The sequence below is a fragment of the Candidatus Chlorohelix allophototropha genome (assembly GCF_030389965.1).
Classification (GTDB): domain Bacteria; phylum Chloroflexota; class Chloroflexia; order Chloroheliales; family Chloroheliaceae; genus Chlorohelix; species Chlorohelix allophototropha.
Map to the genome: position 1 here is coordinate 1,340,478 of NZ_CP128400.1, position 26,127 is coordinate 1,366,604.

26 protein-coding genes and 1 tRNA gene are annotated in these 26,127 nt (G+C 44.7%); 14 read left to right on the forward strand and 13 right to left on the reverse strand.

What is annotated here, in order from left to right:
* Nucleotides 1–2: 2 nt before the first annotated feature.
* Nucleotides 3–707, reverse strand: coding sequence for a protein phosphatase 2C domain-containing protein (locus tag OZ401_RS18375; protein WP_341469976.1), 705 nt, complete (start codon nt 705–707; stop codon nt 3–5).
* A 378-nt stretch (nt 708–1,085) separates the two neighbouring features.
* Here OZ401_RS18375 and OZ401_RS18380 point away from each other — a divergent pair, with 378 nt between their 5' ends.
* The 3 genes from OZ401_RS18380 to OZ401_RS18390 are packed head-to-tail and all read left to right on the forward strand — an operon-like array spanning nt 1,086 to nt 3,355.
* Nucleotides 1,086–2,246 (forward strand): M50 family metallopeptidase, encoded by a 1,161-nt coding sequence (locus OZ401_RS18380; protein WP_341469977.1) that lies wholly within the window; start codon nt 1,086–1,088, stop codon nt 2,244–2,246.
* Nucleotides 2,247–2,284: 38 nt separating this feature from the next.
* Complete coding sequence (locus tag OZ401_RS18385; protein ID WP_341469978.1) at nt 2,285–2,536, forward strand: FmdB family zinc ribbon protein; 252 nt, start codon at nt 2,285–2,287, stop codon at nt 2,534–2,536.
* 9 nt (nt 2,537–2,545) lie between these two features.
* Nucleotides 2,546–3,355, forward strand: a complete 810-nt coding sequence (locus OZ401_RS18390; protein ID WP_341469979.1) for a hypothetical protein — start codon at nt 2,546–2,548, stop codon at nt 3,353–3,355.
* 53 nt (nt 3,356–3,408) lie between these two features.
* Here OZ401_RS18390 and OZ401_RS18395 read toward each other — a convergent pair whose 3' ends face one another.
* Nucleotides 3,409–4,410: a polyprenyl synthetase family protein gene (locus tag OZ401_RS18395; protein ID WP_341469980.1), complete on the reverse strand. Its 1,002-nt coding sequence runs from the start codon at nt 4,408–4,410 to the stop codon at nt 3,409–3,411.
* Nucleotides 4,411–4,463: 53 nt separating this feature from the next.
* Nucleotides 4,464–5,108, reverse strand: coding sequence for a GbsR/MarR family transcriptional regulator (locus OZ401_RS18400; protein ID WP_341469981.1), 645 nt, complete (start codon nt 5,106–5,108; stop codon nt 4,464–4,466).
* Between the two features lie 266 nt (nt 5,109–5,374).
* On the opposite strand from OZ401_RS18400, the gene topA reads away from it, so the two are divergent.
* Together topA and hslV are read left to right on the forward strand one after the other, a co-directional pair.
* A complete protein-coding gene (gene topA, locus OZ401_RS18405; RefSeq protein WP_341469982.1) occupies nt 5,375–7,603 on the forward strand; it encodes a type I DNA topoisomerase in 2,229 nt (742 codons plus the stop codon).
* 15 nt (nt 7,604–7,618) lie between these two features.
* Complete coding sequence (gene hslV, locus OZ401_RS18410) at nt 7,619–8,254, forward strand: ATP-dependent protease subunit HslV (RefSeq protein WP_425607619.1); 636 nt, start codon at nt 7,619–7,621, stop codon at nt 8,252–8,254.
* Between the two features lie 100 nt (nt 8,255–8,354).
* On the opposite strand, the gene OZ401_RS18415 is transcribed toward hslV, so the two are convergent.
* From OZ401_RS18415 to OZ401_RS18435, 5 genes are all read right to left on the reverse strand, one after another.
* Nucleotides 8,355–8,966, reverse strand: coding sequence for an RNA polymerase sigma factor (locus OZ401_RS18415; protein ID WP_341469983.1), 612 nt, complete (start codon nt 8,964–8,966; stop codon nt 8,355–8,357).
* Nucleotides 8,967–9,143: 177 nt separating this feature from the next.
* Nucleotides 9,144–9,527, reverse strand: a complete 384-nt coding sequence (locus OZ401_RS18420) for a response regulator (RefSeq protein WP_341469984.1) — start codon at nt 9,525–9,527, stop codon at nt 9,144–9,146.
* A 14-nt stretch (nt 9,528–9,541) separates the two neighbouring features.
* Nucleotides 9,542–13,057, reverse strand: coding sequence for a GAF domain-containing protein (locus OZ401_RS18425; RefSeq protein ID WP_341469985.1), 3,516 nt, complete (start codon nt 13,055–13,057; stop codon nt 9,542–9,544).
* Nucleotides 13,058–13,152: 95 nt separating this feature from the next.
* The gene (locus OZ401_RS18430; protein WP_341469986.1) at nt 13,153–13,860 is read right to left on the reverse strand and encodes a response regulator transcription factor; all 708 of its coding nucleotides are present in this window, start codon (nt 13,858–13,860) and stop codon (nt 13,153–13,155) included.
* 381 nt (nt 13,861–14,241) lie between these two features.
* On the reverse strand, nt 14,242–15,111 hold the full coding sequence (locus tag OZ401_RS18435; protein WP_341469987.1) for an alpha/beta fold hydrolase: 870 nt from the start codon (nt 15,109–15,111) through the stop codon (nt 14,242–14,244).
* Between the two features lie 181 nt (nt 15,112–15,292).
* Between OZ401_RS18435 and OZ401_RS18440 the strand changes: the two genes are divergently transcribed.
* The 7 genes from OZ401_RS18440 to OZ401_RS18470 all read left to right on the forward strand — a co-directional run bounded on the left by OZ401_RS18440 (nt 15,293) and on the right by OZ401_RS18470 (nt 20,812).
* Nucleotides 15,293–15,976 carry a hypothetical protein gene (locus OZ401_RS18440; protein ID WP_341469988.1) on the forward strand — a complete coding sequence of 228 codons (684 nt, stop codon included), beginning with the start codon at nt 15,293–15,295 and terminating at the stop codon, nt 15,974–15,976.
* A gap of 218 nt (nt 15,977–16,194) precedes the next feature.
* Nucleotides 16,195–17,247, forward strand: a complete 1,053-nt coding sequence (gene hemE, locus OZ401_RS18445) for a uroporphyrinogen decarboxylase (protein ID WP_341469989.1) — start codon at nt 16,195–16,197, stop codon at nt 17,245–17,247.
* 5 nt (nt 17,248–17,252) lie between these two features.
* A complete protein-coding gene (hemH, locus tag OZ401_RS18450; protein WP_341471839.1) occupies nt 17,253–18,176 on the forward strand; it encodes a ferrochelatase in 924 nt (307 codons plus the stop codon).
* A gap of 418 nt (nt 18,177–18,594) precedes the next feature.
* On the forward strand, nt 18,595–19,071 hold the full coding sequence (locus tag OZ401_RS18455) for an SRPBCC family protein (protein ID WP_341469990.1): 477 nt from the start codon (nt 18,595–18,597) through the stop codon (nt 19,069–19,071).
* Nucleotides 19,072–19,115: 44 nt separating this feature from the next.
* Nucleotides 19,116–19,188: transfer RNA gene (locus OZ401_RS18460), tRNA-Arg, on the forward strand.
* A gap of 31 nt (nt 19,189–19,219) precedes the next feature.
* Nucleotides 19,220–19,558 (forward strand): DUF952 domain-containing protein, encoded by a 339-nt coding sequence (locus OZ401_RS18465; RefSeq protein ID WP_341469991.1) that lies wholly within the window; start codon nt 19,220–19,222, stop codon nt 19,556–19,558.
* 21 nt (nt 19,559–19,579) lie between these two features.
* Nucleotides 19,580–20,812, forward strand: a complete 1,233-nt coding sequence (locus OZ401_RS18470; RefSeq protein ID WP_341469992.1) for an N-acetylmuramoyl-L-alanine amidase family protein — start codon at nt 19,580–19,582, stop codon at nt 20,810–20,812.
* On the opposite strand, the gene OZ401_RS18475 is transcribed toward OZ401_RS18470, so the two are convergent.
* Nucleotides 20,809–21,402 carry a metal-binding protein gene (locus OZ401_RS18475; RefSeq protein ID WP_341469993.1) on the reverse strand — a complete coding sequence of 198 codons (594 nt, stop codon included), beginning with the start codon at nt 21,400–21,402 and terminating at the stop codon, nt 20,809–20,811. The genes OZ401_RS18470 and OZ401_RS18475 overlap by 4 nt on opposite strands.
* Before the next feature lie 283 nt (nt 21,403–21,685).
* Here OZ401_RS18475 and OZ401_RS18480 point away from each other — a divergent pair, with 283 nt between their 5' ends.
* Together OZ401_RS18480 and OZ401_RS18485 are read left to right on the forward strand one after the other, a co-directional pair.
* Entirely contained in the window at nt 21,686–21,907 is a 222-nt protein-coding gene (locus tag OZ401_RS18480; protein WP_341469994.1) for a hypothetical protein, read from the forward strand.
* Nucleotides 21,908–21,912: 5 nt separating this feature from the next.
* Nucleotides 21,913–22,359: a hypothetical protein gene (locus OZ401_RS18485; protein WP_341469995.1), complete on the forward strand. Its 447-nt coding sequence runs from the start codon at nt 21,913–21,915 to the stop codon at nt 22,357–22,359.
* On the opposite strand, the gene OZ401_RS18490 is transcribed toward OZ401_RS18485, so the two are convergent.
* The 4 genes from OZ401_RS18490 to OZ401_RS18505 all read right to left on the reverse strand — a co-directional run bounded on the left by OZ401_RS18490 (nt 22,356) and on the right by OZ401_RS18505 (nt 26,109).
* Complete coding sequence (locus OZ401_RS18490) at nt 22,356–22,664, reverse strand: AtuA-related protein (protein WP_341469996.1); 309 nt, start codon at nt 22,662–22,664, stop codon at nt 22,356–22,358. The genes OZ401_RS18485 and OZ401_RS18490 overlap by 4 nt on opposite strands.
* A gap of 128 nt (nt 22,665–22,792) precedes the next feature.
* The gene (locus OZ401_RS18495; protein WP_341469997.1) at nt 22,793–23,335 is read right to left on the reverse strand and encodes a DUF1697 domain-containing protein; all 543 of its coding nucleotides are present in this window, start codon (nt 23,333–23,335) and stop codon (nt 22,793–22,795) included.
* 14 nt (nt 23,336–23,349) lie between these two features.
* Nucleotides 23,350–25,116 (reverse strand): proline--tRNA ligase, encoded by a 1,767-nt coding sequence (locus OZ401_RS18500; protein WP_341469998.1) that lies wholly within the window; start codon nt 25,114–25,116, stop codon nt 23,350–23,352.
* A 3-nt stretch (nt 25,117–25,119) separates the two neighbouring features.
* Nucleotides 25,120–26,109 carry a glycosyltransferase gene (locus OZ401_RS18505; protein ID WP_341469999.1) on the reverse strand — a complete coding sequence of 330 codons (990 nt, stop codon included), beginning with the start codon at nt 26,107–26,109 and terminating at the stop codon, nt 25,120–25,122.
* Nucleotides 26,110–26,127 lie beyond the last annotated feature (18 nt).

The following is a 26,127-nucleotide window of genomic DNA, read 5'->3' on the forward strand; positions in this document are numbered from 1 at the left end:
GGCTATGCCACTCTTTCTACCACAATCCCGGTGGTGTCGTCTTCTAGGCGCCCCTTGCGGGAATGTACATTTAGTTGGCGTTGCAAGCCGCGTGGGTGGCTGTGTCCCCAAGTAGAGGGTAATAGTTGCGGGTCAAGCCCGTCCGTCCAGATTGCCAAACGCTCCAATTGCTTTACCGAAAATTCGCGCACCTCGAACGAAGAGGGGACATTGTTCAGCAAATCATATGCCAGATAATGCGGAGTATTATTTTGATCAATCGAACTGATATTTTTATTCAAAACGCACAAGCCATCACCTGCGCTGAAAATAATGCCTTTTTCGCTATCCATCACAAAACCTAGCACCGTAGTCAACAAATATTCGGCAATGACCTCATGGTTTTGTGCCGGATTGAGCGCACGCAAGCCCTGTAAAACGCGCCGCATATAGCGCAAGGCTGCCCGATAGAGCATGTCTGGTAGCCATTCGATTGGCACGCCTTTGGAAAGTTGTCGCGCTGCTTCTTGGCAAAGAAAACGAGCCATCAAACCTGCGCCCACTTCAGAATTGCTCCCGCTTCCGCATCCGTCACAGACTACTCCAATCAGGTAGCTTTCACCGTTTACCTGAATTTCCGTAATATTGTATTTGTCTTGGCAGTTGGTCTGGAGTAGCGTATGATTTTTTCCAATGGTTGAACCGGCACTAACTTTGAAGCGGCGCATATTCTTGAACCTTTCTTATGGTTAATGTATTATTAACACTAACTAAACCCGCAATTATGCCCTTCCTAATTAAAAAAGCAAAATGTAGTTATACCATAGAACCGGGATTGAGAAGGGCTAAAAATGATTTTCTAAATCTGTATGTGTAATTTACACACTAACTATATCATGGGATTGAATCGCTGTCAATAGTTTCTTAGTGTTATTTATCACACTTACTAATTTTGATATTTTTAACTTTCTGAGCAATTATTCAGGTCAGGCTATGGTAAGTTAGAGTATAATTTGATAAGGGGATTGTTCTGGGCGATAACATGACAACAGCCCAAATCATGGGTAAAATATAGTTGTAATCTCGAAAGGTATTTTGGTTAATTTATGTTCGGAAACTCTTTCAAACTATTTACTTGGCGCGGCGTGGAAATCTTTATGGATCTTACCGCGCTCTTTATCATAGTTTTTTATGTTGCTACACTTGGCGGGGTAAGCCGTAATGACGGTCTGCTGATTGGCGTAGCGGTTGGCGTGCTGATTATAGCCTCAATTCTAATACATGAACTGGCGCATGCGGCGGTTGGGATGCTGTTAGGCGCTAAAGTCGATAAAATCATGCTTTCCGTCATCGGTGGGGTGTGTGTCTTTGGCTCAAAGCGTACCAGCAACTGGCGCGACCTATTGATTTCATTAGCGGGACCTGCTTCTAACTTTGCGCTCTGGTTTATCTTTAACCTTTCTTTTGAGCAAACTCGCAACCAAAGTTTGCAAACTACTGCTTGGATATATATTTGCTACTATGTGTCGCAAGCTAATCTGCTACTGGCAATTTTTAACCTCTTGCCCGGTTTCCCGCTGGACGGTGGGCAAGCCTTACGCGCACTGGTGTTGCTGGTAACTCGCCGTGAGTTATGGGCTGCTTGGGCGGTTGCACTCGGTGGTCTGGGGGTAGGTGGGTTCTTTGCTTTTATAGTTATCAACGATTTGCAGAGTGGGCAGCCCTCTGTTCTAAATGTCATTTTGTTGGGCATGCTGGGCTACTGGATTGTCAGTGCTTCGTTAGGGCAATTGCAAAGCACTAAACAATTTACCGGGCAAGCTATGCGATTCAAGCGCGCTCCCGCTGCCCCTGTAGCTACCTCTCAAAAGCAAGAAAGCATCTCAGAAGGAATTCCTGCGGGAGCTTTGGCAAATCGCGGATTTGATTCTACTTTTGACCCGCGAACCACTATAATTGAGTTTCTAGCGCGAACATCGACTATATCGGATGGGGTAATGATCCCGGTATTGCGTGACGGTTTTTTTGCCGGAATGCTAACCCGTTCTATCGCTCGCAAGGTTTCGCGCGACCAACAGCAATATACTTATCTTGAGAAAATTATGATGCCTCGCCGTGATTTTCAGGCGGTTTATGAGGATGACGACCTGTCTATGGCACGCCTTTTGTTACGTGCCGGACGAGGTAAGCCGGTGCTGGTTCTCGATCGGGGCGGTGTATTTATTGGTTCTATTTCTGCGGCAGAATTGGAAAAAGTTCGCCGATAAACTTGAAAACGTTGGTTACATGTTGTAGGAGATTATGAATGCCCGTTTACGCATATAAGTGTTCACACTGCAATTCAAGTTTTGAGCGGCTGCGCGGGATTAGCCAGCTTGATACTGAAATGGAATGTCCCGAATGTGGCGCGCAAGGCAAAGCCAAGCGTTTGATCAGCACCTTTGCGGCTTTCTCCAAGTCTGACGGCATCACCAGACCCGCCAATGTGCAGGTCGGTGGTAATGACGGTGGCGGTTGCTGCAAAGGCGGTGGTTGCGGCTGCCACGGTGGGATATAATTCAGCAATATGGAAAACCCTTTGCTTCTGCTTCTACCGATAATATTGGCATTGTGGGTGGGTTCTTTCTTCTACAACCTGCAATATAGCCGGCGCAAATTGACTTGGCTTGCCAGATGGTTGGAAGATTCACTGACGATGTTGGGTTCTGATATCGGTAGCCGTTGGTTGAACCAAAACACCTTAAGTATTGAAGTAAAACAGGGCAAAGGGCGTATTCGGGAAGTAGTAATAGTGTTGGGTAGTGTTCGCCGTGAATTTTTTGCTCGTCTGATTACACTGGTTCGGGGTGGTAAAGATAGCATGACTATCATGATTTCTATTAATCCTCCACCCCGCCCCGGTACGGAAATGGAAATCTTTAAAAAATCAGACCCAGTACCTCGCCCTGTACTGCTTGGCTTGGGAGGCATGAAGGATTGGGAGGTACAGGATTATTCACGTAGCGCTCCTTATCGAATTGCCTCGCGGCTCGACCAAATAAATGGGCTTGCCGAACGGGTCATCACTTTGCTAAATGACGATGGCTATGACATTCGTCGTATATCGGTGCGCTCCACCACTCCTCATTTGTTACTAGTCTTTAATATGGTGAAGCTGCCTAAAACCGATGCACATGACCTGATCCAATTAATTCGCAACATTCTTGAGGAAGTTTCTTCTCAGCCGCTGCAACAATCGCAAAAACGACCAGGTTCTAAGTCTCGTGAAAGACGCACTACCAAAGAATCAGCCATTCGTGCAAATCCGATTCTCTCGTTGGGCGATCACCATGTACCAGAAAATTACGGCAAACCGGGAGATCCTTCCGCAAATTGAAAAAGGAGAAGTTCAACACTTCTCCTCAATCAATCTGTAATCTCTTAAAGAGACTATTTATTCCGCTTCAAAGCGTAATCTGCAATGTTGAGAAGGGCGCGTACCGCCTCATTCTCGCTTTGGTCGCTTACCAACTCTTTGGCTTGTTGAATGTAATCCCGCGCTTCTTCGTAAGCAGCCTCAAAAGCGCCACTCGCTTTAATCAGTTCAACCGCTTGTGCAATATCCTGATCATTCGCTTCCTTATTTTGGATTACCTTCTTGACGAAATTGGCATCTTCCTTCGAAGCCTTTTCAAAGAAGTTCATGGTAGGTAGGGTCACAATACCCTGTTTAAGGTCTCCGCCGGTTGCCTTTCCGGTAACTGCCGCCGGTTGAAAATCTATAACATCATCTACAATCTGGAAAGCCATCCCGACCATATGCCCAAAGCGTCGCATGCGACTAACCAGTTCTTCTTCTGCGCCCCCCATGATTGCGCCCATTTCGCAAGCGGTTGCGAAAAGCGCGGCGGTTTTGCAATATATCCGCTTATAATAATCCTCGCGTGCCTGTTTCCATTCACGGCTGCTAAAAATTTGAGTCAACTCTCCCTCGCAAATAGCCGCCAGACATTCAGCGAAAATCTGAACAATGCGCGGGTTGCCGGGACGTGTGATCAAAATAGCGGATTGAGCGAAAAGATAATCGCCCACCAGAATAACCGTCCCACTGCTTAACTGTGAGTTTAGGGTAGCGAAGCCCCGCCTTAGCAAGGCATTATCAATCGTGTCATCATGCACCAGCGTTGCGGTGTGCAACATTTCGACTGCTGCGGCTACCTGCCGCAATTTCAGAGCATCGATTTTTTCAGGAGTGCCCGGTACGAGTGCTGAAAGGAGGGTAAGGTGAGGGCGTAGGCGCTTGCCACCGGCATTTATTATCGCTTGTAACAGAGGCTCTAAAAGTGGAAAGTTGATTGAAGCTGCTTCGGTCAAGACCTTGCTCACTTCTACAATTTCCTCCTCGATACCGGCGAGCAGTTTAGGAGTTTCCAGCCCCTGTAAGCTATTCATAAGCTATACCTTCTTTAATAAATTATATTATTGCGACTTATTAGTAGAAATGTCTATTCTACTTCCGTTTCTAATACCTGAATTTCCGGTTCAGAGAAACTACTCTCATGCTCGTCCCCGGTTTTGGAATTATGACGGGCAGTAGTAAAATTTACTTGTCCACCTTTTACCATTTTTTCCAACAAGTGATCGCCAAACTGTAGAAGTTTGCGCAACATTTCCATTCTCATCAAATAGAAGTCTGCTACCTGCGCTTCCTGTCCGCTCGCCACTGCTGAAACTTTTTCCAATGCTTCTATACTATGGGTCAGCGAGCGTAATATTTGCGAATTTTCTCGCCGTTCGCGTTCCTGCAAAATACCGCTTATGGCTGTCCAGATGTCGGTTTCAGCTTCATAGTAATTTTTGCGATCTGCCCATTTGTAAATTTGACGAACCAACCCCCAGCGTTCAAGCGCTCGGATATTTATGCTAACATTGCCCTTGCTGCTATCTAACCGCTTGACCATATCGTCTAGGGTAAGAGGTTCAGGACTTAGGAATAGCACTGCGTATAACTGGCCCATCAGGCGATTAAACCCGAAGAAATCTGCCACTCGACCTAGGCTATTTATAAAATCGCGAGAAGATTCTTCTAATTGTCCCTGAAGGTTGGCAGAATCAGGTTGATTGAGGTCCTGCGCTTTGCTTTCTAACACAGCATAGTGCTCCCTGAGTGCGCTTGGCATTTAAAAAGCCCATAAGCAACGGAAAATAAATATGTTCGCATCGTTCAAAAAATTCTAAACGAATGCAACAAGATAATACCACTTTGTGAAATTCCTGTCAATAGTACAAAAGAAGCTTGACATAGAACCAGCCTTGCTATATAGTCACAGTTCGTTAAACGATGAGGCTAATTGGTGCTTTTCCCCTCTTTTTCTTTTTTCAAACCATCAGGGGAATTTTTTACGAGGTTCAGCATATGGCAGCCAAGTCAAAACTGGTTATAGTGGAAAGCCCTACCAAAGCCAAAACTATTGGCAAATATTTAGGTAAAGGCTATACCGTCAAAGCCAGTTATGGACATGTACGCGATTTGCCTAAGAGCAAATTAGGTGTGGATGTCGAGCACGATTTTGTGCCCCAATATCTTATTCCACGCGACAAAAACGCGGTTGTTAAAGATCTAAAAAAAGAAGTTAAAGCCGCCGATGAAATTTTGCTTGCAACCGACCCTGACCGTGAAGGTGAGGCGATTGCGTGGCATTTGCTCAGTGCTACCGGTTTGGCTACCCCTGAAAACGGCAAGCGTATAGGGCGTGTTGTTTTCCATGAAATTACTAAAGAAGCCGTTAAGGAAGCCCTGAAACATCCCCGCGATATCGATATGAACTTGGTGAATGCGCAGCAAACCCGCCGTATTCTGGACAGGTTAGTAGGTTACAAGATTAGCCCTATATTATGGAAAAAGGTGAAGAAGGGCTTGAGCGCGGGCAGGGTGCAAAGCGTTGCGGTGCGCCTGATTGTTGATCGCGAACGTGAGGTAGCTGCATTTAATCCTGAAGAATATTGGACTATCGAAACCGATTTCCGGGTTGAGAAGGGTAAAAATCGCAAAGCCGCCCAGTTTCACGCTGCCCTTAACAGTATAAATGGGCAAAAAGCTTCTTTGAAAACTGAAGCAGAGGCAGCAGCGGTTTTAAACGAACTGCAAGGCGCTTTATATTGTGTAAGTGATATTCGGCAACGTCAGATTAGCCGTAACCCCTCTGCGCCTTTCACTACCAGTACTTTGCAACAGGAAGCTAACCGGAAGTTAAATTTCACCAGCAAACGCACTATGGGAATTGCTCAGTCGCTCTATGAGGGCGTAGAATTGGGCGAAGAGGGCGCTTTAGGTCTAATTACCTACATGCGTACCGATAGCACCAACGTAGCCGCTGTAGCGCAACAGGAAGCACGCCAAGTAATAGAGGCAAAGTATGGCAAAGAATATATGCCGGAACAACCTCCGGTGTATACCCGCAAGTCAAAAAATGCTCAGGAAGCGCATGAGGCGATTCGCCCTACCAGCATAGCCCGTGACCCGGAAAGTCTCAAACCCTTTCTAAGTCCTGAACAATATAAACTGTACCGTCTCATTTGGCAGCGTTTCCTCGCCAGCCAAATGGCTCCTGCGCAACTGGACAGCACTTCAGTGGATGTAAAAGCTGATACGCGCCCCTTAACGGAATTGGTGCAATGGCGTTATCTTTTCCGCGCTACTGGCTCGGTAATCCGCTTTGCAGGCTTTCTGGCAGTTTATCAGGAGAGTTTGGATGAAGATGCTGGAGAAGATGAATTAAGCAAAAAGGCGCTACCTGCTCTTGAAATTAAAGAAATCCTTGATTTGGTACAGCTATTGCCAGAGCAACATTTTACCCAGCCTCCTGCGCGTTATACTGAGGCTAGTTTAGTGCGTGCGCTCGAAGAAATGGGCATAGGTCGTCCGAGTACCTACGCGCCTACTCTCAGCACGGTTCAAGAGCGTTACTATATCACCAAAATTGAGAAGCACTTCCAGCCAACTGAACTTGGTATGTTGGTTAATGACCTACTGGTAGATTTTTTCCCTGATATTGTGGATATTAATTTTACCAGCCAAATGGAAGATAATCTGGATGAAATAGCGGGCGGTCAGAAGCAGTGGCAACCGGTGTTGGCTGAATTCTACAAGCCTTTTGAAATCACAGTAGTCCGTGCTGAAACCGAAATGAGCAAGGTAGAGCTTAAGCCTGAATACGCCGGGGAAGATTGTGAAAAGTGTGGGCGACCCATGCTAATTCGCATGAGTAAATTCGGTAAGTTTATAGCTTGTTCTGGCTTCCCGGAATGTCGCAATGCCAAGCCTTTGTTGAAAAGCACTAAAGTTGCGTGTCCCCAGTGCCATCAGGGCGAAATATTGGTGAAAAAAACCCGCAAGCGCCGTATTTTTTATGGTTGCTCTCTCTACCCCGAATGCACCTTTAGCTTGTGGGAACGTCCAATTTCGCAGCCTTGCCCGGAATGTGGCAACCTTATGACCTTAAGTGGGCGTAATCGGGCGAAATGTACCAGTTGTGGTACGTTAATAGATTATGAGATTCCCGAAGAGGAACAGGAGTTGCCCCTAGTGCGAGTTTCCCCTTCCTCTACAATTGTTACAAATGTTACAGAAAAAGCGGTGAGTTAAGCGGAGCGCAATAATTTGACTTTACATAATTCAACCCGAATACAGGCTACTACTATACTGGCAGTAGTGCACAACGGTCAGGTAGCAATGGCGGGCGATGGTCAGGTGACCTTCGGTGAAATGGTATTAAAGAATACTGCTCGCAAGATTCGCACGCTCTACAACGGTCAGGTGTTGGCGGGTTTTGCCGGAGCAGTTGCCGATGCGCTCAACCTTTTTGAAAAGTTTGAGGGTCAGTTAGAGCAATATCATGGCAATTTGCGTAAAGCAGCCGTAGAGTTGACCAAAGAATGGCGTACAGATCGTATGTTGCGCCGCTTGGAAGCCCAGTTGCTGGTTGCTGATAAAAATACAGTGCTGATTCTCTCCGGTGATGGTGACGTGGTAGAACCGGACGAGAAAATTGCGGCTATCGGTAGCGGTAGTTCCTACGCCCTAGCTGCTGCCAAAGCCTTGTTGCGCAATACCGACCTGGATGCTGCCCAAATTGCCGAACGCTCTTTGCAGATAGCAGGTGAGATGTGTATTTTTACCAATACTTATATCACCGTAAAAGTAGCACCTCCTGCTGAAAGTGAAGAACAAGGAGATTCTGAAGAGCAGGAAGACGAAGAATTGAGTGGTAGCAGTTATGATGGGGGAAACATTTAAATAAAAAACCGACTATGGTTTTCACTTGAGCCGGTTCTAAATATCCTATCAGTTTTAAGGTGAGGCTTGCAAGCCTCTTTTTTTTTATTTCTGCATGCTGCTAAACTGCCATTAGAAACAAAGTCTGGTAATGTAACCTGAATTGTTCGCGAGCGCGGAATAGCATAGATTTGACTGCACTTGGTGAAATGCTCATTATTGCGGCAATCTCATCGTAGGATAGATTCATATATTCCCGTAGAACAAGGCACATCCTATGGTGAGTCTTCATTTTATTTAATACAACTCTTACCTGATTACGTGTTTGTTGTCCAATATAAATTTGTTCCGGCTCGTCTTTTGAACGATTTAAATTACTATGGATTGTGTTATCCCACGGAACCCAACTAATACGCTTTTTTCTTCGCAACAAATCCATGCAGGCATTGTAAGCAATACGATATAGCCACGCCGAAAGATTTATCTCGGAACAATCTTTATTAATCGCTTTGAAAGCTTTAGTAAAAACTTCCTGAGTCATATCAAATGCGTCATCTGAATTGCCTAGCAATCGGTAAGTTAAACTATAAACCTGTGGTAGATAGCGTTCGTATACAATTGCGAAACTATCCACGTCCCCGTTTCGGATTTTCCCTACCAACTCGGTTTCTTCAAGGTTAGTTTGATTAGCCGGGCTACCCCTTTGATTTTCAATTATATTTGTTGTAGACATTAAATTTATGCTCCAAATTAAAACAAGGCATTAATACCGTATTTTAAGGACTTTGACTCTAATAATCCTACAAAAGCTATAACACAGATAAAACCGTCACAGGGGTAGTTAAGGGTTGGTATAAAGACTTAGTTCCTAATTAGTCTAAAGGCTTAAACACTTGATGGTGAGCCTAATCTACCGAGCTTTGAATCGCTTAAGGGCACTTTCAACGCCTGCCACTAGCTCTTTTGATACAAATGGTTTTTCGATAAAATCCACTAATTCAATAGAGTTTAAAGCATTAATCAAGGTTGGGGTAGGTGCTGCACTCATCATCAAAACTGGGGTTAACATTGTTTTGGGATAATTTGAAGCGCGTAATTTTAACAAAAACTCAAGCCCATTAAGTTCGGGCATTTTGTAGTCAAGTAGTATCAGGTCAGGTCGTTCATAAAGAATAAGTGTAAGGGCATTAATAGGATTATCATTCGTAACTACTTTAAATCCTTTGCGAGTAAGAGCATTTTTGATAACTTCTAGCACACTTAGGTCGTCGTCCACAACCATTATTTTTGACATTTACCCGGTTACCTTCAAGCTAAGGGAATACTAAATGAGAAAGTGCTGCCTTTACCCTGAATGCTTTCTACCCAGATACGACCACCATGTCGTTCCACAATTTCCTTACAAATACTTAAACCCAACCCGCTGCCAAGTTGACTTCCCCGTATTCTTCGCGCTTCTTCGTCCTGTACTTGATAGAAACGTTCAAATATACGGCTGAGATGCTCAGGCGATATACCTATCCCACTATCGGCAATGCTAATAACTGAAAAATCATTCTCTAATTTTAATTCTACCATTATTCTACCGCCTTGCGGTGTAAACTTAATTGCGTTTTCAAACAAATTACCGATTAGTTGAGTAAGTCGCATTTCATCCGCATGTACAACACAGGTTTCTTCAGGTAATTGAGCGGTTATTAACCGAATATTCTTAGCGTAAATCATCGGTTTTATGTTATTCACAGCCTTAAGCATAATATCGGTGAGTGAGATAGGCACCAAATTCACACTAAAACGCCCGGCATCAGACCTAGATAAGTCAAGTATATCCTCAGCCAATTTCTTTAATTGATTTACGCTTACTAAGATGCTACTGATAAACTCTTGCTGAAGCTGGTTTAATTCACCTGCTTTGCCTTCCGCCAGCATTTTTGTAAAGCCGTTTATGACATTAATTGGATTACGCAATTCGTGCGAAACCATAGAAACGAAGTTGGTTTTCAACTGTTCCACTTCGCGAAGAGCAGTTACATCTCGCATGGTAGCGACTATATTAGTGGTTCCTTCTGCACTCAGCACCGCGCTCCAGTTAGCGGAAACTGTACGTCGCAAGCCTTTCCGGTTATCAAGGCGAATTTCGTGGTGTAACAATGGCTCTTTAATTACCAGCGCTTTGGTTAAGGGGCAAGCAATCTCGCAGAGTAAATTGCCCTCTTTGTCCTGACAACGCAATACTTCTTGGCATTTTTTGCCGGGTTCTTCTGATTCTGCCCCAATGAAAGAACCAATTGCCGAGTTTAACCGCAACACATTAAATTTATCGTCAATTAGTATAATTCCATCGCTGCTATTACCAAAAATTGCTTCAAGGCGTTCTCGCTCTTGCGCGGTTTGTCTGAGTAATTTACGCTCTCGGGCTGCCTGAAGCTCTAACTGCTCTACTTGAGTAATGACCAATTCATGTAGCAGGGCGTTTTCGATTGGACCAACGGCTTGGTTGATAATATCGGTTATAAGAATCAGGTCATCTTCGGTGTAAAGATAATCCTGTGAAGCGCCGATTTGAAGCAAGCCGGTACAACGTTCGCCATACCAAAGTGGCATTAGTACACCGGAGAGCAATTGGCGAGAATTATAGCTCTCAAGAATACGGCGGAATCGCGGAACTTTGTAATCTAGCTCGGTGATAGGCACTGCATTTCGCAGTGAGATTGCAACTTCGTTATGACTTAAACCTATCGAACCAAATTTTAACTCAGGCAGTTCGTTGCCCGACATAAAATCATGTTCTAGCTGACGATATAGTCCATCAGGCCCGAATACTTGGATATTTGCCCAGTTAAAATCTATATGACGATGCAATTCAATGAAAGTGTTGCGTAATACCTCGGTTAATTCGAGACTGCTGCTGGTTACTTTCGCAACTTGTCGTAGAATAGTTAGATGTTCGGCTTTGCGCTGGCTTCGTCTTAAGATACGCGCTTTTTCTAAGGCAATTGCCGCTTGACTCGCCACGATGACCATTAGCTGTTTATGGTACTGCTTAAAGGGCGCATTCTGGTAATTGGCAATAGCAATAAAACCGCTAACCTGCTCGTCTAGTTTTGTAGGTGTAACCAACAGCGCGTTTGGTAAATGCCCTTCGAGGCTTCGAAACCGTTTGAGCGGGAAGTCATTATCACTGGCATCTATCACCAATTGCCGTCCATGCTGGAGAAGCCAATTCAAAATAGGTTCGGTGGAATTCCAGCTTTCTGGGGCATAATAAACGCCATGCTCTACGTGCAGTTGGATTTCAAAGATACTGCGGGTTTCATCGAAGGTGGCTACATACAAAGCATCATAATCAATCAGCTTGCCGAGATAGTCTTTTATTATAAAGAGAAGATTACTTGTATCCAAAGTGCTGGCGAGCCGTAATGCGATTTCGCTCAGGTTGGTCATTTCCTGATTACGCCGCGCGGCTTCCTGTTTCAAACGGGTATTTTCAGTAATATCACGTACCAACAAAGAAATGCCCCTGATACTTTCATTTACGTCCCGTATAGGAGCAAGTGTTACTGAAAGAGAAAGAATTGAGCCATCTTTATGTCGTTTCTCCATAACAACATTAGCCAAAGTGACTCCCTGTTTTACATGTTCGAAAAACGCTTTTTCTTTGGCGATATCTCCTGAACTGGGTATAAACTGCCCAGTAATTTCCTGCGCACTAAAGCCAAATAAAGCTTCTGCGGCATCATTCCATTCTTGTACTCGACCTTCAAGGTCTAATTCAACTAACGGATCACTGAGGCTTGTTGTTAAAAGGTTTAAATACGAGCGCATTTCTTGGGATTGCTGGTGTCTTTCAGCCAATTCCAACCCATCGCTTAATTTCTCTCCAAGTTCTTCGAGCAATTCAAGCTCGGATGCTGCAATTTTATTTTCGTGGTTTTTGCTAAATACAGCCAGAATACCCCAATTGTGGTCTTTATCTTCTTGCCCAACAGGGATAAGAATAATCGAGCTAAAGCTTTGCGATTTTACAAAGTTACGATACTCTTCGGGTAGAAACTGGCAATTTTCGGTCAACCAACATTGTATCTTGTTGATATTAGCTGCCAGAATACTCCGGTGTAAAATTAAAGGAGCAGCCAATGCTGACCCGTAAAAGGAATTATCCTTGGCACGCTTACCAAAAAGAAGGAAGGCGCTTTCGCTTTGCTTAAAGTTTGTTTCCAACCATTCCAGAACCCGTGTTATCAGGTTTTCACGGTTTGTAACATTAGCCGTTATCTGATTTAGCTGTAATTGGCTGGCTAGTCTACTGGATTGGCGTAAACTGGCATCGGAGTGAATGAGCTTGGCGATACCAACCGCTTCTTGGTCAGCCATCTCATCAAGTAGTTGTAGATGTTCGCTGGTAAAGGCATCAAATCGAGGGCTGGTAACAGTAATAGTGCCAAGCACCTGTTTTTTATGCAGAAGCGGCACACACATTAGCGAGGCTATTTGATCATTTCCAATCCGAATATATTCCCCTGCCCGGTTTACATCGCCACACAGAAAAGATTGTTTGGTGGCAGCTACATGACCCGCGATACCAACACGCAACTTAAATCTGCTCTGCCTCAATTTACCCGGAGCAGTTACACGTGAAGAAGCACGAGTGACCAGTTCACCAGATTTCTTGTCTATAAGCGCTATAGAACAGTGTTCCGCATCTAGTAAATTGAGAATACGGTTGACTATACTACGTAAAACAATTTCATATCGCGCCGGGTTGACCAGAGATTCTTCCTCTTTCCCGGCTGAAACGATTGTTTGTGACTCAATATCCTGCATTGTACTTCCATTACTTTTGACGAAGCTTGTGTCCAGCCTCAGCTTTTCCTAAAGGAGGTATTTCAATAATAGCTCATTATTGATTTCAGGAAGGATTATTTTACCAATTCTCCGTTCTGCACTTTACGGAAGCGGTATCCACTGCCTTTTACAGTTTCAATATAAATAGGCTGTGCAGGATCAGGTTCAATTTTAGTGCGCAATCGGCGGATATAAACATCAATGGCGTTACTTTCACCTTCATACTCATACCCCAGCGCCTTTTCCGCAATGCTATCGCGCGTTACAACCTTACCGGCATGTGCCATAAGACATTCGAGAATTTTCATTTCGGTGGGTGTTAAAATTACAGATTTGCGGTGGGGCAACGTTACCTTCAATTCACGCATCGCCAGTTCTACATCCCCTACTTTAAGATGGCTTTGCACCAATTCACGCGGTACTCGCTCAACCCGTCTTAGTACTGCTTTTACTCTAGCAATAAATTCTCCCGGTTCAAAAGGTTTTACAATATAATCATCTGCACTCTCAAGCCCTTCAAGTTTATAAGGCAAACGACCTTCGCCTGTTAAAAGAATTACGGGGATGTCAGGTTCAGTTTCATTTAGTTTTTTGCTAAATTCTATTCCATTACCATCGGGTAAGCCCTTATCAACAATAATCAACCAAGGGGTACTTTTTTTCAATATTGTTTCTGCTTCTCGTATGCTTTCGGCTTTAGTTACATTATAACCCTCACCTTTAAGTAGAAACTCTACCATTTTAAGTGTCATTGGGTCGTCTTCGATTACTAGTATGTCCATTAGTTCCTCCAGGTATTAGTGCTGTTACGGCTTCGGTAATTTGAGCGGATTTCTTATCATTTTAGACTTATAGAGTACCATGGTACTATGATATAGCTAACAGTTTTAAAAAATTATTACAGGTTCTATAACTGCAAGATAAATGACGTACTACCTCATTTAAATCACACTATACTTAACCTCATTAATCAACGTAACGATTGAAATATTTGTCCGGAAGTAGGGAAGTAACTTTTATGTTACAGCCTTTAAATCTTCGGGAGGGCAGCTACAGTAAAACCCTTCTGTAAATATTTTAATGTCTAACTATAATCTAACCAGAAAAACCTTAAGATGCACATTACGAAACGTCACCAAATTGCTATATGTAACAATCCTGTATTACAAAAAGAATTTGGTTAGTGCTTGGTATGTTTCTTCCGGTGTTTCTTCCGGTAAAAAATGACCGGATGGTAATCCTGTCCCCTGTACATTAATCGCTTTTTTGCGCCATTCCGCTATCACATCATATTTTTTACCTACAAAGCCTTTATTCCCCCACAGTACCAGCAGTGGGCAGGCAATTTTTTTGTAGCTATCTTGCTTATCATGCTCAAGATCGATAGAAGCAGCGGCACGATAATCTTCGCAAGTAGCATGGATGGTTGCAGGTTGGCAAAAACACCGCAGGTATTCGGATAATGCCTCTTCAGAAAACGAGTTAGGATTTCTGCTCCATTGTGCTATTTTTTTACGCAAATAGTATTCCGGGTTAGCTCCTATCAAGGTTTCAGGTAAATCGAATGGTTGAATAAGGAAGAACCAGTGATAATAAGCTGTAGCTACTTCTTTGTCGGTGCTGGCGTACATAGTGGAAGTAGGGACAATATCCAGTAGAGCAGCCTTTTTAACTCTTTCAGGATAATCCAATGCCATTCGGTGCGTTACTCTCGCCCCTCTATCGTGTCCGGCAACATAAAATTCCTTGAAACCAAGCGTTTCCATAACCTTAACCTGTTCGGTAGCTATTGCCCTTTTCGAGTAAGTGGCGTGTTCTGGATCACTTTCAGGCTTAGAGCTATCACCATAGCCTCTCAAGTCAGTGATTATAAGTGTAAAATGTTGAGCTAACTTCGGGGCGACTTTATACCACATAACGTGGGTTTGAGGATAACCATGCAGTAAGAGTAAAGGTGGTCCTGCTCCCCCTTTTCTAAGCTTAATAGTATTAAGTCCAATTGTTATTAATTGCTGCTCAAAGTTTTCAAACATGTACTACCCTGACTTCATTGGCAGATTGCTAATAGGTTATAACGGGATTCTACCATATAAAATGAATTTTATTAATAAGTTTGAGATGTAGCATAGGTTCATGATTTCTTTTTTTTTTTGTGCTATTCTAAGCAAAATTTAGCTGTTTTCGCATTACACACACAAAAGAAGGATCGTGCAAATGGAACAAAGTTCTTCAAAAGTTCACGGGCTGGATCAAACTAGACACATTGGCAGTCGCCCACAGATTGAACACACCAACTTATCCCTACTGGTTTATTGGGTATTGTGTACTGTGGTAGGTTTCGCTCTACTCTGGAATGATATTTCAAGTTGGCGCGTTGCAACTGCTTGGCAAAATTATGGGTGGTTAGCTTTGGTTGCATTGGTAACAACAATACTTTCCCAAATCCCCTATATGATGGTTTCGAGTGGTAATGGGCGACCTATAGCCCCGGTTTCCTCAACAATCTTTGTGATAGTTAACGGTGCGATAGAAGCTTTCGTTTTTCTGGGTTGCTATAATCTACTGTTCAACTTGTCAAAACTTGTGTTTGGGGATTTAAATATCGTCAACTTTATTTTTGGTTTATTCGGCTTCATCTTCTACAGTGGATTTATCCATGCCTTCTTTTGGGCACGTTTGATTCCGCCGCATTTTAGCGCCAATCCGAAATTACAACCTTTGCGACGTATGATGCCGTTTGTGCAAATTACTATTGTGGTGGGCTGGTGTATCTATTACTATTTCACTGCTGACATTTGGACAGTGGTGGCGTTGCATGCTTTGGTGGATGGCGTTTTGATGTTCTGGGTAAGACCCCCAGTTCTATTTGCGCAACGAAAGACTGCTGCGGTTAAATAAGTCCCGCTTTTAGCCCGCTTTGTTTCCCAGTTTATTTTTGCATGGAGCAAAAATCCTCCTTATCGAACTACATTGAGAAGGAGGATTTTTCATTAGGAAAATTTTTAAGGGAAGATTCGATAATAAAATAACAAACTTGTAGTATTTACTACGTACTATTTGACCTTTGGTTTCCTATGATAAAATGAGTCGATAAAATATCAGGAGGACATAACTAAATGTTAAATGAGACACGCTTTATTCGAGCTTGCCGTCGGGAAACTACCGATGCTACTCCGGTTTGGTTTATGCGGCAGGCAGGTCGCTATATGCAGGAATACCGTGCTATTCGTGAGAAAGTCAGCATGCTTGAATCCCTGCGTTCAGCGGAACTGGCTTGCGAGATTACTCTCCAACCTATCAACGCTTTTGACCTCGATGCAGCTATCATTTTCGCCGATATTTTAACCCCCCTTATTGGGATGGGTATTAACCTGGATTTTGTTAAAGGCGAGGGACCACAGATCGATAATCCGGTACGTACTACCCGTGATATTGATCGATTGGCTACTCCCCCTACCGAGGAAACCATGCCGTTTGTCCTCAACGCTATCCGCATGGTTACAGCAGAACTTAACCCTCGCAACATCCCTTTGATTGGTTTTATAGGCGCACCCTTTACGCTGGCGAGTTATGCCATTGAAGGTGCTGGCTCTCGTAACTATGAATTCACCAAGGCATTAATGTATTCTGAGCCTGCTGCTTGGAAACGTTTGATGGATCGTATAGTCACCGTTTTAAGTGATTTTATGGTAAAACAGGTTGAGGCGGGTGCTTCCGCTTTACAAATTTTTGACTCATGGGCAGGGGCGCTCAGCCCGCGTGATTATGCTAAATATGCGGCACCCTATAATAAGCAACTCATCGAAGTAGCCAAGAAAACCGGAGTGCCTGTAATCTATTTCAGCACCGGAACTGCCAGCTTACTTGAAGAGATTCGAGGTATGGGTAGTGATGTCATAGGGGTAGATTGGCGCATTCGGTTGGACAAAGCGTGGGAAGAAATCGGTTACGATAAAGCTATTATGGGTAATCTTGACCCCGTTATGCTCAAAGCACCTTGGGAGGAACTTCAGGCTAACACAGATCTGATTTTGCAGCAAGCCGCCGGACGACCCGGTCACATTTTCAATCTTGGTCACGGCATCTTGCAGGGAACTTCGGTTGATATGGTAAAGCGGTTGGCTGATTATGTCCATCAGCAGACTGCTAAAGTGGAGGTAGCCCTGTGACGGCAATGCAAACCTCGACTATAGGTGTGCTGCTAATGGCTTATGGTGGTCCCGGTAGTCTCGATGATTTGCCGGGTTATCTTGCCGACATTCGGGGTGGCAAGCCAACCTCCAAAGCCGTTTTGAACGAAATGATTCGTAATTACACTCAGATTGGCGGCAAATCTCCGCTTTTGGATATAACTACAAAACAGGCAGAAGCGCTTCAGAATGAGCTAGGGGATGGCTATAAGGTATATATTGGTATGCGTCACTGGTCGCCATGGATGGAAGAAACCGTTCGTGATATGATCAAAGACGGGATTAAGAAAGCTATTGCGATTGCCCTTGCCCCTCACTACAGTATTATGAGTGTAGCAAAATACCAAGAAAAAGTGCGCGCCGGATTGGAAATGTTTGGGGGCGATATCGAGTTTGAATTTGTAAATAGCTACAATAGCGCTCCAAAGTATATTCAGGCGTTGGCAGAGCGAGTTCAAGACGGATTGTCACGCTGGGATGTTTCAGAACGGGATAACGTTCATGTTATCTTCAGTGCTCACAGCCTACCAGTACGCATCCTCAAAATGGGTGATCCCTACCAAGATCAACTTTTCGAAACCGCTCGTTTAATAGCAGCGTCAGCGGGTTTGCCGGAAAGCCAGTGGAGTTGGAGTTATCAGAGTGCCGGACGTACTCCTGAACCATGGCTTGGTCCACAACTTGAGGAGCATATTAAGGCTCTGGCGGAAAAAGGCATCAAAAATATTGTCAGTGTTCCGGTCGGCTTTGTCTGTGATCACGTAGAAATCTTATTTGATATAGACATAAAGGCGCAGGCATTGGCACGCAGTCTCGGTATTAGGTTGGAACGCCCTCCCGCGCTCAATCTCGACCCGCTCTATATCGGTGCACTCGCAGACTTGGTAAAGGAACGAATCCCCAATTAAATCGACTGCCCTGCCGAAAGGATTAGAGACGTTCGGTAAGACGGTTTGATTGGAAAATTATCTAAATAAGTAAGATTCTTTGCATGCTGTGAGAAGAAAATCCGCGCTTTCTTCTCACAGCATGTATTTATTATCTGTATAATACCCAAATACGAATCTACACTCGTATTAATTTGCGATTAGCTTGTATGATTTTCATTGTAGGTAGCTAGAGTCACAGCAAAAATTTGTTAAACATGGCAAGATGAGATAATATCATCGAAGAGAATGGAGTAGCCTTTTGAAAATCTCATGCGGCTTTGGATGTAAATCTTGGGATTATGGTGAAATCATTTGTTTGGGTGTATAATATTGGCTAATGCGAGAATGTGTCGCTTCTACATGCGGCAAACCCTGTAGAGGAGTTTTAATAGTAGTCATGGCTGAGATCAGCAGGTCTATAGACATTGATGCTCCAATTGATGTGGTTTTTGACTATGTCACTAACCCTAATAACACTGTTAAATATTCTCCTCAATTTACCAAATTTGTACCAGTTTCCCAACTTGCACAAGGTTTAGGTGCAAAAGTAGAAGCAGCTGGTAACTATATGGGTATGACTATCAAAACCACGCTTGAAGTCACTGAATTTGAGCTTAACAAACGGTTTGTTTCCCGTAGCACGCATGGCGTTAAGAGTGTTTCCACTTGGGAATTCAGTGTAGTCGATACCACTAAAACTAAAGTGAAATTTACCAGTGACTATTCCTTGCCCGGTCGTGCTCTTGGTTGGCTTTTAGATAAAATGCTGATCGAGAAAGATGTAGAAAAAACCACCGTCGAGACTCTGGTAAACCTCAAACGTATCCTAGAGAATAAACCGAATTTGCGCCCCGCTGAGCCGGCTCACTGGTAGTTTGTTGACTAGTTAGATTCTCTCGTGTTATTATCTATTTATACGCGCCAGTAGCTCAGTGGATAGAGCGTTTGCCTCCGGAGCAAAAGGTCGGTGGTTCGAGCCCACTCTGGCGTATTTTTTTATTTCTGACAGGAGTAATACCCTCTTGAGTTTTACTTATCACATGGTTCCGTGTGAGTATTTTGAAGCCCAATCACAGGATAAGCCATATCGCCCTGAACCTATGGTAGCCGGGCGCGAGGAATTTATTCATTGCACCGATGGCGAACAAAACCTAGCTGATACCGGTAATCGTTTCTATAAGGGTGATCCCCGTCCTTTTTACGCTCTATTACTAGATTTGGAAAAGTTAACTTCTCCTTTCAAATATGAGGATAATGCTAGGATATTTCCCCATATATACGGTGCTTTGAATCGGGAAGCGATTATAGCGGTGTTACCTTTCCCACGCGCCGAGGATGGAACTTTTCTACCTCCTGCCTGAATGTAGCATGAAGTCTAATTAATGAAACAAGCCTGCTCCCTTAAAAAATATGGAATCCTGATTCTTTTAATACAACTGGCGCTTCTTTTAGTTAGTTGTGGAACAAATACACTTGCGGGAGTTCCAGAACCCACTTTTACTCCTCAACCATCAACTTCCGCAACTATCCAAGCTACTTTGGTTGTGACCCGCCCATCGACTGTTTCAGTTCCTACCATAGCTCCTACCGTCACTGTAGAACCCACTCCTGCTATAGTTGCCACTCCTGAAGCTGTTTCTACGCCCGGCGACCAAGAAGCCTCAGAACCGCTAATTCAGGCAACACCTTTGCCGGCGCTTTCAGACTTACCCCGCATTAATGGAGTTCCAAAAATTCCGGTGCTGAATCCTCTCCCTCGGATTTCGCAACCAGACCCTACGCTTAAACAGAATTTCGGGCTGAATAATACTCCTCTTGTGGCTCTTCAGGTTGGGCATTATCAAATTGAGCAACTCCCTGACGAATTTGCCAGCTTGCGTTCCCAGACCGGAGGCAGCGGGGGCGGTATTCGCGAAGTGGATTTGAATCTAGAGGTTACAAAGCGCGTGGCTGCGTTGCTCACTGCACATAGCATCACAGTTGAAATCTTGCCCGCCACAGTACCTGCGGGGTACACTGCCGATGCTTTTGTAGCCATTCATACCGATGCCTCCACCGGAGCAAGTGCCAGCGGTTATAAGATCGCACGCAGTCGTTTTAGTGCCATTCCGGTTACCGATGATGCGCTAGTAGGGAATATTTTCAATGCTTATGGCAAACTAACGGGCTTAGGGGTAAGCGATAGTATTACTCGTAATATGACAGGCTATTATGCCTTTAATAATCGGCGGCGTGTAAATTCGATTAGCAAAATTACTCCGGCTGCTATCATTGAAATGGGTTATCTCACCAATTCCTCAGATCGAAATGTATTACTCAATCGGCAGGAAGCGGTTGCACAAGGGCTTGCCGATGGCATCATAAAATTTCTTGATGCCCGACCACCGTTAGCACAACGAGAAAAGCCTCAAGATCGCGTAACTGCCTTGATAGTTAATCAGGATAATCTACCTGTTTATTCCGAACAGGGGACGTTGCTTGCCTATGTTTCAAAAGGTCAGCTATTCGAGAATTATGAAGTAAAAGGAGATAACTACTCGGTATTTCTTCCGGTTTTACGGCTTTCCGGGTATCTGAAAAAAATTGATGTCACCGTTACAACAATTACGCGCTAACGCCTTCGCGCTGTGTTACGCCAACCATATCCTGAATTGCGCCGATAACCCTTGCCCCTTCCCCGTTTAGATTCGCCATGATGTTCGAAAAAACTCTCCCTATGCTTTCCAAAATGTAGCAGTTTTTTGAGATTTGTGCTGGTAATATCCAGAAAAAAATGTAAGGTGTCGCTGAACATCATCCCGGCAACAAGGAAAATCAAATAGGGAAATGCACCCGGAACCCAATCAAAAACAGTTTCTCGGACACTAGATTGAATAGCTGCGCCTAGAAAGTAGAGCAGTAGTATCGGCAACCACAGTAAATAAACTATTCTCAGAATGGTACTGATTATCGGAAAATGTGAAAAAAAGCTTCGGTGTGCAAAAGCTTTCTGGTAAGGCCACCAGTAGAAGCGCATGAGTCCCCAGCTTTTATAGCCATCACTTTCCAGATCAAGGTCGGGATTCATCAAAAAAGTGGCGAAAGTGTACCCACCCAAGAATACAGCACATTCCAAAGTGGTACGGTGTAGCTGTAGGTAACCCATTCCTGTTAAAGGCACGCTGACGAAAGTATTTATGGTTCGATGGGTTATACCCATTGGCATGCTTTTTTACTCCAGATTTCGCGGTTAAGTCGATTAGAACTAAAATGCGTAGCGGAATTATAGCATATATTAGCACATTCATGCTATAATCTCGGTGAAAAAATGAATGATTCGAATCGAATCATGGCTCTTCTTTGTAATGAGTTGGTTTTCAGTTGGTGAACATGCGATAGTACCCGAATAATGCTGATTTATATCGGGATACTATGTTATAATTAACACGCTTGTGAAGAGATACACATCTATTTTCAATCGAATCACGCTATAAGGAGACTACATTCTCATGAGCCTGCGGGTTCTTAAAGAAATCGTGTATATTGCAATGGGCGATGAAATTTTTCGTCGCAAAGTCATTTTCCAGCCCGATGAATGGCTGCCAAAGTACGACCTCACTTCTGCGGAATTGATGGCGCTGAGGCTGGGTGACAAAAAGAAGTTAATTGACTTAGGTCTCGAAGAATACCTCGCGACCTATGCGGAGGCAATGCTCTCGCGCCGGAGATAAAGGTTATGGCTAGTTGTGGTAAGCCTGCCGATGGCGAGAAGAAATTCAGAATAACGGTGGTGAAGCAGCCTGCCGGAGCAGAAGTTCAGGCGCGTGGTATTCTATACGATGCCCAGCTTGAACATACTCTGCGTCAGGGTGACTTGCTCCAATTCACTGATTTCTTAACTCAATCGGGGCATGCCCTGCCTTCAGAAATGATGAATGACCCCTTGCGGTTGGAAGCGGTAATGTACCAGTTAATTCTGAGCCGTCCTGAACTATCGGACAAACATGAGGCTAGTCGCATATGGTTGGATGGTCACACCGCACTTGGGTCAGGCAATCCTAGTTTGAACGAAGCCAGCCGTGCTGCCGAAGAAAAGTTACGGCAAATAGAGCAGGCCCAAAACGAAGCACCGCAGAAACCCGGCAAGCGGGTAATTTATCTGCGCACTCTCGGCGCGAATTAAGCGTCTGGGATTTCCATTCGTAGCAGTGCTGCGCCCATTGTCTTGCCAAGGCTGTCCAATGCGAGCGAACGAGTGCCGCCGCCCCCTAACGCATTTCGCAAAACGAAGTTTAGTGCCAGTACATTTGGTACTTCGTAACGTTCCACTTCACCTTTTACAATTCCGGTGAAATGCGCTTTTACCCGTTCGGCGGTAACTTCCCGCTTGATCAATTCGTAGAGTTCGGGCGTGCGTACAAAAAGCGCCACATTGCAATTATCGCCTTTATCTCCACTGCGGGCGGTGGCAATTTCTACCAACTTCATACCACTTTTCCTCCTACTGCCAATCGATGCTTTGGTTTGATCGCCGAACTGGTCGCGGAACAGATGCATTGCTATGAGCAGTACCATAAATAAGGGTGGTTATGAAGGGATTTTCCGAAAAACCCCCTTCAACGCTGCATCATTTCCGCTAATTTTGTTACGGTATTCCAGTTTCGTCCGGTTCCGGTTACCTTTAGCTTTTTTTCGATTACCGCGTTGGTAAGTTTTGAATTACCAATCCCTTCTGGGTAATAAATATACAATTCTTTGCCCGCTATAAAGAGTTTTTCAACGCCGGAAAAGCTGGACAAAAACCCTTCTACCACCTGACTATCCGGCGCATCTGAAAGAAACATTGCCACTATCCATTTTGTCTCTTTTTCCGGTTGGTTATGGAATGGGTTGTTGTGGAAGGTTTCTTTTAATTCCGCCTGAGTTCGTATCATAACCTCGGTACGGAAGCCAAACCTTTTTTCAAATTCATTTGCTATGCGTTCGGCGAGTTGGTGCGGGTTGGTTTCTTCGCTATCAAATACAACATTGCCCGTTTGCAGATAGGTTGTTACATTGGTGAATCCAAGAACCTCATGCAATTCCTTGAGGGCAGCCATTTTTACCTGAGCATTTCCACCCACGTTGATTGCCCGGAACAAAGACAAGAATGTTCCCATGATTTATTTCCCCGTTACTTTGTATCAAATTCTACTTCCTGCATCGCGGTCTTAATATCCTGATAAAGATTGTCTATAAGCAACCGCGCTTTCATAACACTGGTATCGAGAGGCACATTCTCACGCTCAGCAGCAGCGCGAAGTTTAAACTCTACTCCGCCTGCTTTCAGAGAGCGGTCGCTTACTACAATGCGAAGCGGCAGCCCTATTAGGTCGGCATCGGCGAATTTAACCCCGGCAGCCGCATCTGGTCTGTCATCGAATAGAATTTCCAACCCGGCAGCTTGCAAATCGTGGTAAAGTTTTTCGGCAGTTTCGCCAACTTCCGGTTTATTGCTACTTAACATAACTAGATGAACCTCGAAAGGCGCAACCGAAATCGGCAATTTCAAACCCGCTTCGTCGCGAAACTCTTCACAGACACACGCCAGCAATCGCCCTACCCCGATTCCGTAAGAACCCATCACAATCGGTTTGGACTGACTGTCACGGTCGAGGAAATTTGCGCCGAATGCACCGCTATAGCGTGTGCCTAGCTTGAAAATATTCCCTATTTCCACCCCGCGCACCGCTTCTAGTGATGCGGCACAATTCGGACATGTTTCGCCTCCGCCCGCCGCCACAATGTCAGTAACATAATCGGCAGTAAAATCACGCCCGTAGTTTACATTTTTAAGATGATAATTTTCCTCGTTTGCTCCCACTACCAGATTGGGTGTACGAGTTATCAAATCATCCGCTATGATTATTGCATCTACCCCTTGCGCCCCGGCATAACCCGGTACTGCGCCCGCCACTGTTATCTCTTCCGAACGAGCGGCGCGTAATTCCACTGCCTTTATAGCGTTGGAAATTTTGGTTTCATTCGCTTCCATATCGCCCCGCACGATTGCCATAACCAACCGTTCGCGCCGTTCTTCACCCAATGTTGCCACCAGAAAGACCGCTTTGCCGGTTTTAGTTTCGGGGATTTGCAGATAATTTGCCAGCGCCTCGATGGTTTTTGTGCCGGGCGTATAAACTTTTTCAATTGGCAAGGCTTCTTCATGGGGCGGATTTGGTTTCTGGAAAGCGGCAACCTGACGATTAGCGCGACAACCGCATGCGCGACAAATTATCAGGGTGTCTTCTCCAATGGGGGTTAGATACATAAACTCATGTGCTTGTGAACCACCCATCATACCCACGTCACTGCTGACGCTGCTGGCAGGCAACCCCACCCGTTGAAAGATGCGGAAGTAGGCTTTGTAATGTGCTTTGTATTGCAAATCAAGCCCTTCCTCATCTGTATCTAGGCTGTAGCTATCCTTCATGATAAATTCGCGGGTACGGATAAGCCCGGCGCGAGGTCGCAATTCATCCCGGAACTTGGTTTGAATGTGATAGACCAATTGCGGAAGCTGTCGATAAGAGCGAATCTCGCGCCGAATCAGGTCGCCCACTATTTCTTCGTGGGTCATTGCTAGCACCATATCACGGTTGGCAATATCCTTGAAACGCGCCAGTTCCCCGCCGATACTATACCAGCGTCCGGTTTCTTTCCACAGTTCGGCTGGGTTCACTACCGGCATCAATAATTCCTGACCACCGATAGCATTTATCTCCTCGCGGATAATTTGCTCAATTTTGCGGATTGCGCGGTAAGCAAGCGGCAAGTATGAATACAAACCCGCTCCAACTTGTCGGATATAACCCGCTCTAAGCAACAACTGGTGACTGGCAGTATCTGCCTCGCCGGGCGTTTCGCGCAATGTTAAACCGAATAAGCGGCTTTGCCTCATCTTCTAATCCTTCTTATTTCTATTACTGAAACGCCATAATAGCCCAACCGGGTAGCCTATCATTTTTGCTACGTCTCCGGTGAGGCGAATCAGCGGGACTAGCAAGAGTGCCTGTATTTTCTTTTGCGTTGTCCATTTTTGCCAACCCTGTATTTCGCCAAGAATCAGCCGGCGATGTGGTTTAAAGACATATCCCTCGCCAGTAAGTAATAATACCAGCCAAAATGGTTTCCAACGTCTCGCCAAAAATATCATTAGCGGGGCGAACACCAGATAGATTAGATAGCGCAATATGTGGCGTTTCAGGAATAAATCGGCTTTGCCATCTCCGCGCGCATAACGGTAATATTGTACGTAAAAGTCTTTTAGGCTGCTTCGGGGTCGAAACAGCACTACTGCTTCAGGTTGCCAGACAAAGGGATAGCCCGCCTTTAACAAATTCAAATCAAAAATCAGGTCTTCGCAATAATCGAGCCATTCCGGGTAGCCGCCAATCTTTTCCCATGCGCTACGCGAGAATGCTACCGAACGACTGCTTGGCAGGAATTTTTCTGGCTTAATATCGCGCACAGTGGGTAATACAGTTGCGCCCATTGCCATTTCAAAAACAGAACCTGCGGTGGGATCGGCACGGAAAAAGCCGCAAGATACCGCGTTTGGGTTACTGTAAAACGATAGCGCCAGTTTTTCCAACCAGCTTGGCAGCAAGCGCACCCCTGCGTCAGTGGTAGCGATAATCTCATGAGAAGCGGCGGCAATCGCCAGATTGCGCCCCCGTGATATGTTTGCGCCCTGCTCGATAATCAGTTTCAAAGGCAAATCCGGGTTTGCTTCAACCCATTGCTGGATTTTGTCAGGTGTGCCATCTTTTGAACCACCGTCCACAATTATTATTTCATCCGGGCGGCGCGTTTGCTCACGCAGGCTGTTCAGCAACTTTTCAATATTGCTGGCTTCATTGTAAACCGTAGCAATTAAAGAGACCTTTAACATAATAATGACCGTTTATTT

Excerpts from the sequence above, each read along its gene's own strand:
- OZ401_RS18375 (WP_341469976.1), bottom strand. The coding sequence starts at position 707 with ATGCGCCGCTTCAAAGTTAGTGCCGGTTCAACCATTGGAAAAAATCAT.
- OZ401_RS18380 (WP_341469977.1), top strand. The coding sequence starts at position 1,086 with ATGTTCGGAAACTCTTTCAAACTATTTACTTGGCGCGGCGTGGAAATC.
- OZ401_RS18385 (WP_341469978.1), top strand. The coding sequence starts at position 2,285 with ATGCCCGTTTACGCATATAAGTGTTCACACTGCAATTCAAGTTTTGAG.
- OZ401_RS18390 (WP_341469979.1), top strand. The coding sequence starts at position 2,546 with ATGGAAAACCCTTTGCTTCTGCTTCTACCGATAATATTGGCATTGTGG.
- OZ401_RS18395 (WP_341469980.1), bottom strand. The coding sequence starts at position 4,410 with ATGAATAGCTTACAGGGGCTGGAAACTCCTAAACTGCTCGCCGGTATC.
- topA (WP_341469982.1), top strand. The coding sequence starts at position 5,375 with ATGGCAGCCAAGTCAAAACTGGTTATAGTGGAAAGCCCTACCAAAGCC.
- OZ401_RS18415 (WP_341469983.1), bottom strand. The coding sequence starts at position 8,966 with ATGTCTACAACAAATATAATTGAAAATCAAAGGGGTAGCCCGGCTAAT.
- OZ401_RS18420 (WP_341469984.1), bottom strand. The coding sequence starts at position 9,527 with ATGTCAAAAATAATGGTTGTGGACGACGACCTAAGTGTGCTAGAAGTT.
- OZ401_RS18425 (WP_341469985.1), bottom strand. The coding sequence starts at position 13,057 with ATGCAGGATATTGAGTCACAAACAATCGTTTCAGCCGGGAAAGAGGAA.
- OZ401_RS18430 (WP_341469986.1), bottom strand. The coding sequence starts at position 13,860 with ATGGACATACTAGTAATCGAAGACGACCCAATGACACTTAAAATGGTA.
- OZ401_RS18435 (WP_341469987.1), bottom strand. The coding sequence starts at position 15,111 with ATGTTTGAAAACTTTGAGCAGCAATTAATAACAATTGGACTTAATACT.
- OZ401_RS18440 (WP_341469988.1), top strand. The coding sequence starts at position 15,293 with ATGGAACAAAGTTCTTCAAAAGTTCACGGGCTGGATCAAACTAGACAC.
- hemE (WP_341469989.1), top strand. The coding sequence starts at position 16,195 with ATGTTAAATGAGACACGCTTTATTCGAGCTTGCCGTCGGGAAACTACC.
- hemH (WP_341471839.1), top strand. The coding sequence starts at position 17,253 with ATGCAAACCTCGACTATAGGTGTGCTGCTAATGGCTTATGGTGGTCCC.
- OZ401_RS18455 (WP_341469990.1), top strand. The coding sequence starts at position 18,595 with ATGGCTGAGATCAGCAGGTCTATAGACATTGATGCTCCAATTGATGTG.
- OZ401_RS18470 (WP_341469992.1), top strand. The coding sequence starts at position 19,580 with ATGAAACAAGCCTGCTCCCTTAAAAAATATGGAATCCTGATTCTTTTA.
- OZ401_RS18475 (WP_341469993.1), bottom strand. The coding sequence starts at position 21,402 with ATGCCAATGGGTATAACCCATCGAACCATAAATACTTTCGTCAGCGTG.
- OZ401_RS18480 (WP_341469994.1), top strand. The coding sequence starts at position 21,686 with ATGAGCCTGCGGGTTCTTAAAGAAATCGTGTATATTGCAATGGGCGAT.
- OZ401_RS18485 (WP_341469995.1), top strand. The coding sequence starts at position 21,913 with ATGGCTAGTTGTGGTAAGCCTGCCGATGGCGAGAAGAAATTCAGAATA.
- OZ401_RS18490 (WP_341469996.1), bottom strand. The coding sequence starts at position 22,664 with ATGAAGTTGGTAGAAATTGCCACCGCCCGCAGTGGAGATAAAGGCGAT.
- OZ401_RS18495 (WP_341469997.1), bottom strand. The coding sequence starts at position 23,335 with ATGGGAACATTCTTGTCTTTGTTCCGGGCAATCAACGTGGGTGGAAAT.
- OZ401_RS18500 (WP_341469998.1), bottom strand. The coding sequence starts at position 25,116 with ATGAGGCAAAGCCGCTTATTCGGTTTAACATTGCGCGAAACGCCCGGC.
- OZ401_RS18505 (WP_341469999.1), bottom strand. The coding sequence starts at position 26,109 with ATGTTAAAGGTCTCTTTAATTGCTACGGTTTACAATGAAGCCAGCAAT.